Here is a 15097-nt window from a genome sequence, read left to right as displayed (position 1 = left end):
CTCAGGCCGCGAACTCGTCGAGCGTGACCCGGTGGACACCCGCCGCAGTCATGTCGGCCCAGGCCCGGGCGAGGGAACCATTGAGGTCGAGGCCGCGGCATCCGTCCTCGATCACATGGGTGGCGAAGCCATGCCGCGCCGCATCGACCGCCGACCAGGACACGCAGAAATCGGTGGCGAGCCCCATCACATAAACCGTGTCGATGCTGCGGTCGCGCAGGTAGCCGGCGAGGCCGGTGGGCGTGGCGCGATCGGCCTCGTAGAAGGCGGAATAGCTGTCGATGTTGCTGTGGTGGCCCTTGCGCACGATCAGCTGCGCGTGGGGAATGTCGAGCCGGGAGGCCAGCCGCGCCCCGACGCTGTCCTGGATGCAGTGGTCTGGCCACAAAATCTGCTCGCCATAGGGCAGCGATATGGTCTCGTGGGCGACCCGGCCGGGGTGGCTGGAGGCGAACGAGATGTGGCCCGCGGGATGCCAATCCTGGGTCAACACCACATTGTCAAAGCTCTGGGCCAGATAATTGGCGATTGGCACGACTTCGTCGCCGTGGGGCACCGCCAGGGCACCGCCCGGCAGAAAGTCCACCTGCACGTCGATCACAACCAGGGCAGAGCGGGCATTCGGGGCGCGCCCCGACCTCGCAGTTACGGGCGCAACCTGCTGGGCGGGCATTGGGCATCCTCACGGCGCGTGAAAAAGGGCGCGTCGGCCAGTTAGCATGCCTTGCGGCGCCAAATCACCCCCCCTATATCCGCCTCGATCGTCGTTTCGCGACGAACCCCAATTTCAAGTGAAGGGGGCCGGCGGACTGGTCGGGGGAGGGGCCCGCGATCGTTCCCTGCGGGTGCCGAAAGGGCCCGGTCGGTCTGCCGACAAGGAGAAACTATATGGCCAAGATCATCGGTATCGACCTCGGCACCACCAATTCGTGCGTTGCGGTGATGGAGGGTTCCAGCCCGAAAGTCATTGAAAACGCCGAGGGCGCGCGCACCACGCCGTCCATCGTCGCCTTCAGCGAGGATGGCGAACGTCTGGTCGGCCAGCCCGCCAAGCGGCAGGGCGTGACCAATCCGGAGCGCACGTTCTTCGCGGTCAAGCGCCTCATCGGCCGCCGGTTCGATGATCCCACCGTCACCAAGGACAAGAGCCTGGTGCCCTACCAGATCGTGCGCGCCGACAATGGCGACGCGTGGGTGGAGGCCGACGGCAAGAAATATTCGCCCTCGCAGATCTCCGCCTTCATTCTGCAGAAGATGAAGGAGACCGCCGAGTCCTATCTCGGTGAGAAGGTCGAGAAGGCGGTCATCACCGTTCCCGCTTACTTTAACGACGCCCAGCGCCAGGCCACCAAGGACGCCGGCAAGATCGCCGGTCTCGAGGTGCTGCGCATCATCAACGAGCCGACCGCGGCCGCGCTCGCCTATGGCCTCGACAAGAAGTCGGCGGGCACCATCGTGGTCTATGACCTCGGCGGCGGCACCTTCGACGTGTCGGTGCTGGAGATCGGCGACGGCGTGTTCGAGGTGAAGTCCACCAATGGCGACACCTTCCTGGGTGGCGAAGACTTCGACATGCGGCTCGTCAACTATCTGGCTGACGAGTTCAAGAAGGAGCAGGGCATCGACCTGCGCAACGACAAGCTCGCCCTCCAGCGGCTGAAGGAAGCTGCCGAGAAGGCCAAGATCGAGCTCTCGTCCGCCACGCAGACCGAGATCAACCTGCCGTTCATCACCGCCGATGCCTCCGGCCCGAAGCATCTCACCATGAAGCTCACCCGCGCCAAGTTCGAGGCGCTGGTGGAAGACCTGATCCAGCGCACCATCGAGCCCTGCCGGCTCGCTCTCAAGGATGCCGGGCTCTCCGCCGGGCAGATCGACGAGGTGGTGCTGGTGGGCGGCATGACCCGCATGCCCAAGGTCCAGGAAGTGGTGAAGCAGTTCTTCGGCAAGGAGCCCCACAAGGGCGTCAACCCGGATGAAGTGGTCGCCATCGGCGCCGCCATCCAGGCCGGCGTGCTCCAGGGCGACGTGAAGGACGTGCTGCTGCTCGACGTGACCCCGCTGTCGCTGGGCATCGAGACCCTGGGTGGCGTGTTCACCCGCCTGATCGATCGCAACACCACCATCCCGACCAAGAAGAGCCAGGTGTTCTCCACGGCCGAGGACGGGCAGACCGCGGTGACCATCCGCGTGTTCCAGGGTGAGCGCGAAATGGCGGCGGACAACAAGATCCTCGGCCAGTTCGACCTCGTCGGCATCCCGCCGGCGCCCCGCGGCGTGCCGCAGGTGGAAGTGACCTTCGACATCGACGCCAACGGCATCGTGCAGGTTTCCGCCAAGGACAAGGGCACCGGCAAGGAGCAGCAGATCCGGATCCAGGCGTCCGGCGGTCTCAATGAGTCCGATATCGAGAAGATGGTGAAGGACGCCGAGGCCCACGCGGCCGACGACAAGAAGCGCAAGGCTCTGGCGGAAGCCAAGAACCACGGCGAGGCTCTGGTCCACTCCACGGAGAAGGCCCTCTCCGAGCATGGCTCGAAGATCGGCGATGCCGACAAGGGCGCCATCGAGAGCGCCATCGCCGACCTCAAGGGCGTGCTCTCGGGCGAGGATGTGGAGGCCATCGAGGCCAAGACCCAGACCCTGGCGCAGGTGTCGCTCAAGCTCGGCGAAGCCATGTATGCGGCCCAGCAGGGCGGCGAGGAAGGGGCCTCCAAGCCTCAGGAAGACGTGGTGGACGCCGAGTTCACCGAAGTGGACGACGACAAGAAGAAGTCGGCCTGATCAAAAGCGCCGGTGGGCCCCAGGGCCCGCCGGCGTCCCGCTTCCGGCGGGACGCATGTTGTTTCAATCGTCGCGTCTGGATCCGCCGGGCGTGCCGTGGCGGGAGGTGGGGGCATCGGCCCCCTGCGATGCCGGCGGCAGGCTCCGGACAGGGCGGCGTTTCATAGGAACCGGGGACACTGTCCGGCGTGCCTCAGGCCCGGACGGCGGGGCAGAGGCCCGTTGCGGCGGGTGATGGACGAGCATGGCCAAGCGCGATTTTTATGAAGTTCTCGGCGTGGACCGGGGCGCCGACGAAACGGTGCTGAAGGCCTCCTACCGCAAGCTCGCCATGAAATGGCATCCCGATCGCAACCAGGGCGACGGGGAAGCCGAGATCAAGTTCAAGGAAGTCAACGAAGCCTATGAGGTCCTGAAGGACCCGCAGAAGCGCGCCGCCTACGACCGCTTCGGCCATTCCGCCTTCGAGAATGGCGGCGGCGGAGCCGGCTTCGGCAATGACTTCGCCTCCTCTTTCGCTGATATTTTCGACGATCTGTTCGGCGGCGCCATGGGCCGCGGCCGTGGCGGTGGCGGCGGTGGTGGCCGCGGCCGGGGCGCGGACCTGCGCTACAACATGGAAATCACGCTGGAAGAGGCGTTCTCCGGCAAGACCGCGCAGATCAAGATTCCTACCTCGGTCAGCTGCGAAGCCTGCAACGGCACCGGCGCCAAGGCGGGCACCAGCCCGAAGCCCTGCCGCACCTGCGGCGGCGCCGGCAAGATCCGCCACGCCCAGGGCTTCTTCACCCTGGAACGCACCTGCCCGAGCTGCCAGGGCCGCGGCTCGGTGATCGAGGATCCGTGCGGCGCCTGTGGCGGCGCCGGCCGGGTGACCCGCGAGCGCACCTTGTCGGTGCAGATCCCGGCGGGGGTGGAGGATGGCACCCGCATCCGTCTCGGTGGCGAGGGTGAAGCCGGCGTGCGCGGTGGCGCGGCTGGCGATCTCTACATCTTCCTGTCCATCGAGCCGCACCCCTTCTTCCAGCGGGAAGGGGCGGACCTCTATTGCCGCGTGCCCATCTCCATGGTGACGGCGGCCCTGGGCGGCCAGGTGGAGGTGCCGACCATCGACGGCGACCAGTCCAAGGTGAAGGTGCCCGAGGGCACCCAGTCGCAGAAGCGCTTCCGGCTGGCCGGCAAGGGCATGCCCATTCTGCGCACCCGCAATTTCGGCGACATGTATGTGCAGGTGGTGGTGGAAACCCCGCAGAAGCTCACCAAGCGGCAGAAGGAATTGCTGGCCGAGTTCGACAAGGAATGCTCCGGCGAGACCCATCCTGAATCCACCGGCTTCTTCGCCAAGGTGAAGGAATTCTTCCAGGGCGCCGCTGGCGAGAGCGCCTGAGGCGGGATGATGTCGTGAAACGGCCCGGCGACAGGGATGTCGCCGGGCCGTTTTCGTTTGGGTCAGCGGTCGCGGGCAGCCTTGCGCGCCGCGTCCAGGCTCAGGGCGATGCCCTGGGCATAGGGCGTCTTGGGGATGGGGCCGATGAGGCGGGCGAGGGCGCTGTCGTCGAAGATCACCGGATCGGTCATCAGATAGTGCATCTCCACCAGCTCCCGCATCATCGGATCGAACAGGCCGGCGAGGCGGAGCATGAGCCGGTTCGCCACCAGCAGGCGGGGCTGCCGGCGGGCCAGCGCGAACGCCTGCTCGGCCACCTCCCGCACGGTGATGGTGCCGGCTCCCGCCAGGTTGAAGGTGGTGCCGAAGGCGGCGTCCAGCTGCAGCAGCCGCAGCACCACCGGGCCCACATCGGGCACGAACACGAACTCATGGGGCCGGTCGATGGGACCGATGACCTTGGCCCGGCGCCCGGTGGCTGCGGCAGTGAAGATGTCGGCGAGATAGCTGCGCTCCACGCCCGGACCATAGAAATCGGGCAGGCGCAGGATGTTCGTGGCGATGCGGCCCCGGGCGTGGGCCTCCAGCACCAGGTCCTCCTGGTCCTTGCGCATGCGGCCCTTGAAGGTGTGCGGCGCGCGCGGATGGCTCTCGTCCACCCGCGCGGCCTTTGGCCGGCCGAACCCGTAGGCGGTGCCGATCAGGAGCAGGCGCCGCACCCCTTCCGCTTCCGCCGCCGCCAGGGTGCGGGCCATCAGCTCGGGGTGCAGGTGAAAGGCGTCATAGGGCACGCCGACCGTGTAGATGAGGGTGTCGAGCCCGCGCATGGCGGCGCGCATGGAGGCGGCATCGGCCGGGTCCCAGGGCCGGGCCTCGACCGAAGCCGGAAAATGGCTGTGGATGGCGCCAGCGCTGCGGCCGATCACCGCAAAGGGTTCGCCGGTCGCGGCCAAAGCCGCACCGACGCTGGCGCCGATGGCCCCGGTGCCGCCCACCAGGGCGAGGCGCGCGGGAATTGCGGCTTGTGATGCGGGCACATCAGTCATAGAAGAACCCTGAACAGCGTTCACTGAACGATGTTCATAAACTAAACAATGTTCATGTCAATTGCCGAAGGAGACCTCCGTGGAGGGTGCGACCCTGCGCGCCAGACGCAAGGAGGATGCCCGGCAGCGCATCCTGGCGGCGGCGCGGCGCATTGTGCTGGATGAGGGCTATGATGCCCTGACCATGCGGCGCATCGCCCAGGAGGTGGCCTATTCCCCGGCGGCGCTCTATCTGCATTTCGAGAATCGCGAGGCCATTGCCCGCGAGCTGGGTGGCGCAGGCATGCGCGCCCTTCATGACAGGTTGGCCGAGGCCGCGCAGGTGGTCGCGCCGCTGGCCCGCATCCGCGCCCTGGGGCAGGCCTATATCGCCTTCGCCCGGGCGGAGCCCGAAAGCTACCGGCTCATTTTCATGGAAGCCGGCTTCGCCCAGAGCGCGCTGGGTGGCAAGGACGAGATGGGCGCCACCGCCTTTGCCCTTCTCACCGCGCCTTTCGCCGCGCTCGACGCGGCCGGAAAGCTGCGCGCCGGCAGCGATCCGGCGACCCTCGCCACCACCCTTTGGGTCTGCCTGCACGGCATCGTCAGCCTCAAGATGACGTGCTCGGCTTTCCTTTCGGCACCTGCCGAAGACCTGTTCTCCGCCGCCCTGGATCCGCTGGTCCACGGCATGCTGGAGGCCGGCGCCGAATCTTGACCATCCCTCGTTTCCCGTCTAATCGCCTCGCATCCTTCCGATGACCGGGCGCCAGAGGTGCCGCTGATGCTACATTCCCGAGAGCCGCGCAGATCCAGCCACAAGCCGGGCCTCAACGACGAAGTGCGCTTCCTGCAGTCGTGGTTCCGCAATCCGCTCAAGACCGGCGCAGTCTCTCCCTCCAGTCCGGGCCTCGCCAAGATGATGGCGAGCTATCTCGATCCGCGCCAGGACGGCCCGGTGATCGAGCTCGGGCCGGGCACCGGCCCGGTGACCAAGGCGCTGCTCGCCCGCGGCTTCGCGCCCGAGCGGCTGTTCCTCATCGAGTACAATCCGGAATTCTGCGCGCTGCTGCGCCGCCGCTATCCGGGCGTGACGGTGATTCACGGCGACGCCTACGCCATGCGCAAGACCCTGGGCGACAAGCTGCCGGGCAAGGCGGTGGGCACCATCTCGTCGCTGCCGCTGTTCACCATGCCCCAGCCCGAGCGCCATCGCATGGTCAACGAGGCGTTCGACATGTCGATCCCCGGCGCGCCGTTCGTTCAGTTCACCTATGCGGTGGTCTCGCCGGTGCCGCTGTTGCCGGGCAAGATCGAGGGCAAGGTGTCGCCGCGGGTATGGATGAACCTGCCGCCGGCCCGGGTGTGGGTCTATCACCGGCCGTGAGGGGGCCGAACGGGAGCGCGACAGGCTTTTCGCGTTCTTCACCTTGCCTCGGTCCACCTCGGCGGGCTAGGCCATCCGGTGGTTGAAGACGCGCCAGGCCGCGTTTCGGGCGCGGTGGCGTGAGACAGGAGGGGTTATGTCCGGGGAGTATCTGGGCGGGGAGCATGGGTTGGAGGCGGCGCGCGATCGCCTCATCGTCGCTCTGGATTACCCCACGGTGGCCGCCGCCGAAGCGCTGGTATGGCAGCTCGGCGACGACGTCACATTCTATAAGATCGGCCTCGAGCTCACCATCGCCGGCGGCCTTGATCTGGCGGCCGACCTCATCAGCGCCGGCAAGCGGGTGTTTCTCGATCTCAAGCTGCACGACATCGGCAACACCGTGGAGCGGGCCACCGCCGCGGCCGCCGCGCGCGGCGTCAGCCTGCTGACGGTCCACGCCTATCCCCAGACGCTTGCCGCCGCCGCCCGTGGCGCCGCGGGCAGCGGGCTGAAGGTGCTCGGTGTCACCGTGCTCACCTCCTATGACGATGCCGACCTCGCGGCCGCCGGCTATGCCGCCGGCGTGACGCAGACCGTGCGCCGCCGGGCCGGCGACGCGCGCGCCGCCGGTGTTGCCGGGGTGATCTGCGCGCCGACCGATGCCGCCATGGTGCGCGGCGTGCTCGGGCCGGATGGCCTGGTGGTGACGCCGGGCGTGCGGCCCGCCGGGGCCGCCGTGGGTGATCAGAAGCGGGTGGCGACGCCCGCGGAAGCCATCGCCGCCGGCGCCAACATGGTGGTGGTGGGCCGGCCCATCACGGCCGCGGCCGACCCGCATGCGGCGGCCCTTCAGATCCTGTCGGAGCTTGCCGGCGCCTGAGGCGCGAGAGGGGGGTGGTCATGGCGAAGGGCTATTGGTTCGTCAATGTCGACGTGGTCGACCCGGTTGAGTTCATCACCTATGCGGAGGCCAATATCCGCTTCCTGCGCGAGCAGGGGGCCCATTTCCTGGTGGCCGGGGGCGATTTCGACCATCACGAAGGCATCAAGCGCCATCGCAACGTGCTGGTCGAATGGCCTTCCTATGAGGCGGCCCTCGCCGCCTATCAGCTGCCGGAATATCAGAAGGTGGTGCGGCTGCGCCGGGACAGCGCCATCACTGATCTCGCGGTAGTGGAAGGCTATGACGGCCCGCAGGCCAGCGCCGCGCCGCCGCAGGCGGTCGGCCCGGAATTCCCCCTGGCCTACTGGATGGTGCGGATGGATGTGACCGATCCGCAGCGCTACGAGGCCTACAAGGCGGCCAACGCCCAGGCGCTCAGCGCCTACAAGGGCTGGTTCCTGGTGCGCGGCGGCCGCGCCCAGGTGATGGAGGGCAAGGGGCGCTCCCGTTACGTGGTGGTGGCCTTCGCCGACCTCGCCACGGCGCGGGCCTGCTACCAGTCGTTCGAGTATCAGCAGGCGCTCGCCCATCGCAAGCTGGCCGCAGAGGGCGACCTCATCATCATTTCCGGCTATGCCGGCAAGCCGGCCGCCAGCTGAGCCGGCCTCCGGCCGGCGCACGCGCGGGCCGGCAATCTCAAGGAGAGACCCTGTGTCGGAGCTGCGTATCGTCATTGCCGGAGCCGGCGGCCGCATGGGCCGTGCCCTCATCAAGGCCGTCGCTGAGCAGCCGGGGCTGGTGCTGGCCGGCGCCCTGGAGCACGCCGGCAGCAGCCATCTGGGCGAGGATGCGGGGGTGATGGCGGGGCTGCCGGCCTGCGGCATCACGGTGGAGAGCGACGCGGCGGCCAGCGTCTCGGGCGCCGATGTGGTGATCGATTTCTCCTCGCCCGCCGCCAGCGTGCGGCTGGCCGAGCGGCTGGCCGAGGCGGGCATCGCCCATGTGATCGGCACCACCGGTTTCTCGCCCCAGGACAATGCCGCCGTCGCCGCCGCCGCGCGGCGCACGGCGGTGGTGAAGTCCGGCAACATGAGCCTCGGCGTCAACCTGCTGGCCGCGCTGACCCGGCGGGTGGCAGCCACCCTGGACGAGAGCTTCGACATCGAAATTCTCGAGATGCATCACAACCGCAAGGTGGATGCCCCCTCGGGCACCGCTTTGCTGCTGGGCGAGGCGGCGGCCGATGGCCGGGGCCGCCCGCTCGATGAATGGTCCGAGCGCGGCCGCGATGGCCTGACCGGTCCGCGCAAGCCGGGCGCCATCGGTTTCGCCTCCCTGCGCGGCGGCTCGGTGGTGGGCGAGCACGCGGTGATCTTCGCCGGTCCCGCCGAGCGGATCGAACTGGTGCACAAGGCGGAGGATCGCATGATCTTCGCCCATGGCGCCCTGGTGGCGGCACGCTGGGTCAAGGGGCGCGAGCCGGGCCTCTACTCCATGACCGACGTGCTGGGCCTGTCCAATTTCTAAAGATGTTGCGGAGCCTCTGATGTCCGATCGTATCCTCGTGCTCGTGCGCCACGGCCAGAGCGAGTGGAATCTCAAGAACCTGTTCACCGGCTGGCGCGATCCCGCCCTCACCGAGCAGGGTGTGGCCGAGGCCAAGCGGGCCGGTGCGCGGCTGAAGGCGGAAGGGCTCACCTTCGACACCGCCTTCACCTCCGGCCTCACCCGCGCCCAGAACACGTGCGCGCTGATCCTTTCGGAGATGGGCCAGGCCGATCTCAAGCCGGTGACCAACCTCGCCCTCAACGAGCGCGATTACGGTGACCTCTCCGGCCTGAACAAGGACGACGCCCGCGCCAAGTGGGGCGAGGAGCAGGTCCTGGTGTGGCGCCGCTCCTATGACGTGCCGCCGCCCGCCGGCGAGAGCCTGAAGGATACGGTGGCCCGCACGCTGCCCTATTATGTGCAGGAGATCCTGCCCTGCGTGCTGCGCGGCCAGCGCACGCTGGTGGCCGCCCACGGCAATTCCCTGCGGGCGCTCATCATGGTGCTGGAGAAGCACACGCCGGAAACCATCGTGAAGCGCGAGCTCGCCACCGGCGCGCCCATCATCTATCGCCTGGCCGCCGATTCCACGGTGGCGGAGAAGCGCGAACTCATCGGTTGAGGCCGCGCCGCGCGCATCTTCGGGCGAAACGGGTCCCGGCTCGCGTCAGGACGGTGCGTGACGTCAGTGGATCAGAGCCTTTCATTGAAACGATGAAGGGCTCTAGTCGAGCGTCGGCGGCACTGCGTAGATCCAGACGCTGCGGCGGGGCTGCGGACCCTGGGGGACCGTCGCCGCACTATCGGCAGAGGCGGCGGCGCCGCGCCTTGGCGGGCTCTGCGGCCCGGAGGCGACCGCAAGCGGCGCATCCGTGTAGCGGGCGTGCAATTCCGCGGCGCGGCGACTGTTGGCGCCGATGAGACATAGGGCACGCTGCTCGAAATTGCCGATGCCGCGGGGGCCTTCAAACGGCGCCACGCTCTGGCAGTCGAAATTGCGATACAGAAGGAAACGGCTCTGCGCCTCCTCCAGCAGGGTCTTCCAGCGGCCCCGCTGGGCCGGCGAGAGATCGGCGCGCGTGGCGATCACCAGCACGGCATTGGCCAGTTCCGCTTCCAGCGCCTGCTCGCTGGTGCGGATGGTGGCCGCGAGGCACTGGGCATAGTCCCGCGGGGCTCCGGTGCCCCGCGGGCAGATCTCCACCGGCTGCCAGAAGCCGCCGTCCGGGTCGACGGGCGCGGCTTGGGCCCCGCCGGCGAGCGCCAGCGCCGCCAAGCCTGGCGCTATCAAGCCCAGCGCCACCCGGCGCAGGCCGGTTCCGGGAGCAGACCTCAAGCCGCTGCCCGCCGGGCCAGAAAGGCGCCGATCCGCTCCATGGCGGTGGCGATGCTGTCCCGCGAGGCGGCATAGGAGAGGCGCAGATAGCCTTCCCCGTGGACGCCGAAATCCGGGCCGCCGATCAGGGCGACGCCCGCCTCCTCCAGCAGCGCCGATGCCAGCGCCTTGGCCGAGGTCCAGCCGGTGCCGGTGATGTTCGGGAAGGCGTAGAACGCCCCCTTGGGGGTGGTGCAGGAGACGCCGGGCAGGGCATTCAGCGCCTCCACCACCAGCCGGCGGCGGGCGTCGAATTCGGCCACCATGGCCGCGACGGCATCCTGTGGACCCTCCAGCGCGGCGATGCCGGCATATTGGGTGGGGGCATTGACGCAGGACCACGCATTCACCGCCAGCTTGCGCACTTGGTCGAACAGCGGCCGGGGCCACACTGAATAGCCGAGCCGCCAGCCGGTCATGGCATAGGTCTTGGACCAGCCGTTGAGCAGGATCAGCCGGTCGCGGATGTCCGGATAGGCCAGCAGGGTGCGGTGGGTGGCGCCATCGAACAGGAAGTGGTCATAGATCTCGTCGGAGAGCAGCGCCACCTGCGGATGCGCGGCAAGGCCGGCCACCAGGGCGTCGATCTCCTGGGGCGGGGTGACGCCGCCGGTGGGATTGGCCGGGGAATTGATGATCAGCAGCCGGGTGCGCGGGGTGATGCGCGCCAGGGTTTCCGCCGCCGAGAAGGCGAACCCGTCCGCTTCGCGGATGGGGACCGGCACCGCCGTGGCACCGGTGTGCTCGATCATGGAACGGTAGATGGGGAAGCCCGGGTCCGGATAGAGGATCTCCGCCCCCGGCTCGCCAAACAGGCGGATGGCCGCATACATGGTCATCTTTCCGCCGGGCATGATCATCACCAGGTCGGGGTCGACCTCCACCTGGTAGCGGTGAAGCAGGTCGCGCGCCACCGCCTCGCGCAGGGGCAGGATGCCGGTGGAGGGGGTGTAGCCATGAGCGCCGTCCCGCAGCGCCTTCACCGCCGCGTCGACGATGTGCTCGGGGGTGCGGAAATCCGGCTGGCCGATACCGAGATTGATGATGTCACGTCCGCTGGCGGCCAAGGCGGTGGCCCGGGCCAGCACCGCAAAGGCATTTTCTTCGCCGATCCGGTCGAAGGCGGCGACGGTGGTGAGCATAAGGCGTCTCCCGCGCGGGGCCGCCTGGGATCGCGGCTGTGGGATGATGAGATAGCATCATCCCACCAGCCGCGGCGACCCCCGCGGGCGGGATCAGGCGGCGGCCAGGGCCGCGCGGGCGTGGGTGCGGATGCGCTCCACCATGGACCGCAGGCCGTTGGAGCGCTGCGGCGTCAGGTGCCCCTCCAGGCCGATCTGCCGGAAGATGCCGAGAATATCGGTCTCCAGGATCTCCTTGGGGCTGTGGCCGGACACCAGCGTCAGCAGCACCGCCACCAAGCCCTTGACGATATGGGCGTCAGAATCGCCCTGGAATTCGAGAACGGTGCCCTTCGGCGTGCTCTTCTGCTCGCAGATGAGCCACACCTGGCTCGCGCAGCCCTGCACCTTGTTGTGCTCGTTGCGCTCGGCTTCCGGGAACGGGGGAAGCGCCTTGCCGAGCTCGATGACGTGCCGGTAGCGGTCTTCCCAATTGTCCAGGAACTCGAAATCCTCGATCAGCGTGTCCTTGTTCATGAAACCGGTCCCTTCGCGGAAAGCCGCTTGCTATCCATGATGCGCAATAGGGTGCCGCAATGTGGCGGCAGGCTGTGCAATGCACCATGAGCATACCGCGAGAGCGCTGCGGCGGCAAAAGGAACCTTGCCGCGCCACCTGTCCCCGACCGCTTGGCGGCAAGGGGTGGATCCGGCGCGCGAACGGCGTGGGTCAGCCGGAATGCTTGCCGCTGGTGGCGGGGGCGGCGGGCTGCACCTTGTCGCCCTTGCCCCAGGCGGGGGCGAGGTCCTGCGGCGTGAGGCCGAGGGCGCCGGTGGCTTCGGGCGCGCCGCCGCTCGCCACGGTGGCGTCGGCGGGGGCTGTGGGCGCGGCCGGCGTCGGCGCGTTCTGCGTGCCGATGGCGTCGGCCACCCACTTGGCGCCGGCCTGGGCCTTCTGGGTGAGGTGCGTGACCATCTGGCCGCCCACGGCGCAGGCCTCCGGTTGGCGGCTGCAGAAGCCCCGCACATCGGCCACCACCGCCTGCGCCGCGCCGAAGGCGTCGAACACGCTGACGTTCGTGCCGTCGTTGCCCTTCAGGCCAAGCGGCAGCAGCAGCAGCACCAGTCCGATCCAGAACATCACGCGCAGCAGGAAGAACATCGCTCCCTCTCACCCCATCTCGCACCGGTCGCTGGGTGTGCGACACGTCGAACAGGGCCATCATACCAGAGCGGTGGCCCCGGGGGGTGTGAGCGGGGGGCGGGGGCGCAGGACTTTTCAAGGCATCGTTAACGCTGGAGCGGCCCCGTGGCCGGCTTAGCGTTCGTTTAAAGCCTTCATGGCACAGTGGCGCCACTGCACGGAACGGAACCACGACAAGACCTTCAATGCCGGTGACACAACGCAACATGGCGCCGCCCAGCGGCCGTGACGGCTTCGGTGGCCTGGCGCGGGCCTCCATGTCCCGCGTGGCGGGCGCCGCCGATGACGGGCTGCCGCGCCTCGCGGTGCTGGGGCGCATCGTCGCCGCGGTGCTGGGAGCATTGGGCGTCGTCGCTCTGGTCAGCGCCGGATCGGTGCTGGTGGGGCAGGCCTCGGGCCTGCTGGTGGGCGAGCCGCTGGATGCGCTGTTCCTGTTCGCCGCCGGCCTGCTGTGCGGCGCGCTGGCCGCCATCGCCGCCCGCCTCAGCCGCGCCGCCCGTGGGGTGTCCGATGCCGGGCTGTGCGCCGGCGCCGTATTGGTGACCGTGCACGGTCCCATGGGCGAGGTGCGCGCCGTGGAACATGCGGATGGTGCGTTCACCGGCGCCGCGCGCGAGGCCCTGCTGGGCCAGGCTCTGTTCAACCGCGTGCAGGTGGCCGACCGGCCGGCGTTCCTGGCGGCGGTTCGGGTGGCGGCGCATGGCCGCAATTCGGTGAGCTGCGACCTGCGGCTGCGCGGCGGCGCCGACGACAGTTCGTTTCAGGCCTTCGAGGTGCGGGGCCTGCCGGCCCGCCAGGGCGGCGCCCGGCTGGTGTGGCGCGAACCCTCGGTGCCCAAGCAGCAGGCGGACGAGGAGGCCCGCGCCCGCGCTGATGCCGAGCAGGCCAACGCCGCCAAGAGCCGCTTCCTGGCCGCCATGAGCCACGAGCTGCGGACCCCGCTCAATGCCATTCTGGGCTTTTCCGAGCTGCTGGCCACCGAGACCGGTGCCCAGATGGACGATGCCCGCAAGGCGGACTACGCCCGCATCATCCACGAAAGCGGCCAGCATCTGCTCGGCCTCGTCAACGATATCCTGGACCTGTCGCGGGTGGAGGCCGGCGCCTATGCGCTGGAGCCGGAGACCGTGGACACCGCCGAGCTGGTGGCGGGCTGCGCCGAGATGGTGGCGCTGGAGGCGGCGCGCAGCGGTGTGGAGGTGCGCAAGGTCATCGCCTCCGGCCTGCCGCGCCTCGATGCCGACAAGCGCGCCCTGCGGCAGATCGTGCTCAATCTCCTGTCCAACGCCGTGAAGTTCACGCCCGCCGGCGGGCGGGTGCAGATCACCGTGCGCCGGCAGGCCGACCGGCTGGTGCTGCGGGTGCGTGATACCGGCCCCGGCATGCGGCCGGAGGATGTGGCGCGGATGGGCGAACCCTTCTTCCAGGCGGGTGACCGCACGCAGAAGGCGCGGGGCAGCGGCCTCGGGCTGGCGGTGGTGAAGGGGCTCGTGACCCTGCACGAGGGTAATTTTAGCGTGGAAAGCGCCATTGGTCGCGGCACCACCGTAACCGTGAGCCTGCCCCTGAAGGCCGCGGCCAGTGCCGCGCGCGAGGGTGGGGCCGAGGTGGTGGCGGCCTTTCCCCAGCGGCGCGGGGCCGCAGCGCCGGCACGGAGGATGGCATGAGTCTCGATCAGGCGGCACTCGACCACGCACCGGAGCTGGTGGCCCCGGATCTGGGCCTGGACGGCGCGCCGGGTCCCGGCCCGCGCGGCGGGCGCCGGTTGAAGGTGCTGGATTTTCTGATGACCGCGGTGGTGGCGGCGGCGGGGCTCGGCATTCTGGCCAATGCCCTGGCTCTGCAGGGCCGTCATCCGGTGGCCCAACTGCCGGCGCCGGCGGTGGCCGGCGCGGCCGACGGGCTGGGCGACAAGGGCAAGGCCACGGTGCGGAGCACCTCCATTCCGCTGCCGCCGGTCAATCCGAACCATCAGGGCGGAACCAGCGTGCAACTGGGCGAGCCCAACGGGACCCTCGGCTATCTCGCCTCCAAGACCTCGGTCACGGGCCTCTCCACGCCGCTCAAGCCGGTGAGCGCGGAAGAGGCGGCGGCCGGCGCCATCGCCGCGCCGCGCCCGGTGGCCGGCCAGCGCCCGCCGCTGGCCATGGGGGCCGTGACGGGAGATCTGGGCGGCATGCGCCCGCCCGCCAACATTCCCGCCTCGCCCCGGGTGCTTTCGGTGCAGCGGGCCCTGGCCAAGCTGGGCTATGGGCCGCTGAAGGTGGACGGCACCTTCGGCACCGAGACCCGGCTCGCCATCCAGCGCTTCGAGCGCGATCGCAAGCTGCCGGTGGATGGCGAGATCTCCGATCGGCTGGTGCGTGAGCTTGGTGTGGTTTCCGGCCTCGCGGTCAACTGAG

16 protein-coding genes are annotated in these 15097 nt (G+C 69.1%); 10 read left to right on the top strand and 6 right to left on the bottom strand.

The features are described from left to right. Position 1: 1 nt before the first annotated feature. Complete coding sequence (gene pncA, locus MEU52_RS04095) at positions 2-673, bottom strand: bifunctional nicotinamidase/pyrazinamidase (protein ID WP_238119879.1); 672 nt, start codon at positions 671-673, stop codon at positions 2-4. A gap of 215 nt (positions 674-888) precedes the next feature. On the opposite strand from pncA, the gene dnaK reads away from it, so the two are divergent. After that, complete coding sequence (gene dnaK / locus MEU52_RS04090) at positions 889-2784, top strand: molecular chaperone DnaK (RefSeq protein ID WP_238119880.1); 1896 nt, start codon at positions 889-891, stop codon at positions 2782-2784. Positions 2785-3028: 244 nt separating this feature from the next. Next, on the top strand, positions 3029-4171 hold the full coding sequence (gene dnaJ, locus MEU52_RS04085) for a molecular chaperone DnaJ (RefSeq protein ID WP_238119881.1): 1143 nt from the start codon (positions 3029-3031) through the stop codon (positions 4169-4171). A gap of 62 nt (positions 4172-4233) precedes the next feature. On the opposite strand, the gene MEU52_RS04080 is transcribed toward dnaJ, so the two are convergent. Next, positions 4234-5217: an NAD-dependent epimerase/dehydratase family protein gene (locus MEU52_RS04080; protein WP_238119882.1), complete on the bottom strand. Its 984-nt coding sequence runs from the start codon at positions 5215-5217 to the stop codon at positions 4234-4236. Positions 5218-5296: 79 nt separating this feature from the next. Here MEU52_RS04080 and MEU52_RS04075 point away from each other — a divergent pair, with 79 nt between their 5' ends. The 6 genes from MEU52_RS04075 (at position 5297) to MEU52_RS04050 (ending at position 9618) form a co-directional block, all read left to right on the top strand. Further along, entirely contained in the window at positions 5297-5914 is a 618-nt protein-coding gene (locus tag MEU52_RS04075; RefSeq protein ID WP_238119883.1) for a TetR/AcrR family transcriptional regulator, read from the top strand. 66 nt (positions 5915-5980) lie between these two features. Beyond that, positions 5981-6583 carry a class I SAM-dependent methyltransferase gene (locus MEU52_RS04070; RefSeq protein WP_238119884.1) on the top strand — a complete coding sequence of 201 codons (603 nt, stop codon included), beginning with the start codon at positions 5981-5983 and terminating at the stop codon, positions 6581-6583. Between the two features lie 136 nt (positions 6584-6719). Further along, positions 6720-7445, top strand: coding sequence for an orotidine-5'-phosphate decarboxylase (pyrF, locus tag MEU52_RS04065; protein ID WP_238119885.1), 726 nt, complete (start codon positions 6720-6722; stop codon positions 7443-7445). Positions 7446-7465: 20 nt separating this feature from the next. Beyond that, positions 7466-8107 (top strand): DUF1330 domain-containing protein, encoded by a 642-nt coding sequence (locus tag MEU52_RS04060; protein WP_238119886.1) that lies wholly within the window; start codon positions 7466-7468, stop codon positions 8105-8107. Positions 8108-8159: 52 nt separating this feature from the next. Further along, a complete protein-coding gene (gene dapB / locus MEU52_RS04055) occupies positions 8160-8975 on the top strand; it encodes a 4-hydroxy-tetrahydrodipicolinate reductase (protein WP_238119887.1) in 816 nt (271 codons plus the stop codon). A 19-nt stretch (positions 8976-8994) separates the two neighbouring features. Further along, complete coding sequence (locus tag MEU52_RS04050) at positions 8995-9618, top strand: 2,3-bisphosphoglycerate-dependent phosphoglycerate mutase (protein WP_238119888.1); 624 nt, start codon at positions 8995-8997, stop codon at positions 9616-9618. Between the two features lie 102 nt (positions 9619-9720). Here MEU52_RS04050 and MEU52_RS04045 read toward each other — a convergent pair whose 3' ends face one another. The 4 genes from MEU52_RS04045 to MEU52_RS04030 all read right to left on the bottom strand — a co-directional run bounded on the left by MEU52_RS04045 (position 9721) and on the right by MEU52_RS04030 (position 12653). After that, positions 9721-10332, bottom strand: a complete 612-nt coding sequence (locus MEU52_RS04045) for a lysozyme inhibitor LprI family protein (RefSeq protein WP_238119889.1) — start codon at positions 10330-10332, stop codon at positions 9721-9723. After that, positions 10329-11513 (bottom strand): pyridoxal phosphate-dependent aminotransferase, encoded by a 1185-nt coding sequence (locus tag MEU52_RS04040; RefSeq protein WP_238119890.1) that lies wholly within the window; start codon positions 11511-11513, stop codon positions 10329-10331. Before MEU52_RS04040 ends, MEU52_RS04045 begins: the two co-directional genes overlap by 4 nt. A gap of 93 nt (positions 11514-11606) precedes the next feature. Beyond that, positions 11607-12029 (bottom strand): SufE family protein, encoded by a 423-nt coding sequence (locus MEU52_RS04035; RefSeq protein ID WP_238119891.1) that lies wholly within the window; start codon positions 12027-12029, stop codon positions 11607-11609. A gap of 192 nt (positions 12030-12221) precedes the next feature. Then, complete coding sequence (locus MEU52_RS04030; protein WP_238119892.1) at positions 12222-12653, bottom strand: DUF5330 domain-containing protein; 432 nt, start codon at positions 12651-12653, stop codon at positions 12222-12224. 227 nt (positions 12654-12880) lie between these two features. Here MEU52_RS04030 and MEU52_RS04025 point away from each other — a divergent pair, with 227 nt between their 5' ends. Both MEU52_RS04025 and MEU52_RS04020 read left to right on the top strand, forming a co-directional pair. Further along, the gene (locus tag MEU52_RS04025; RefSeq protein ID WP_238119893.1) at positions 12881-14362 is read left to right on the top strand and encodes a sensor histidine kinase; all 1482 of its coding nucleotides are present in this window, start codon (positions 12881-12883) and stop codon (positions 14360-14362) included. Further along, complete coding sequence (locus MEU52_RS04020; RefSeq protein WP_238119894.1) at positions 14359-15096, top strand: peptidoglycan-binding domain-containing protein; 738 nt, start codon at positions 14359-14361, stop codon at positions 15094-15096. Before MEU52_RS04025 ends, MEU52_RS04020 begins: the two co-directional genes overlap by 4 nt. The last annotated feature ends 1 nt before the right edge of the window (position 15097 follow it).

This window comes from Xanthobacter sp. NM-25 (assembly GCF_022138605.1).
Classification (GTDB): domain Bacteria; phylum Pseudomonadota; class Alphaproteobacteria; order Rhizobiales; family Xanthobacteraceae; genus Xanthobacter.
Note: the sequence above shows the minus strand (reverse complement) of the source record. Positions and strands in the feature narration are given on the sequence as shown.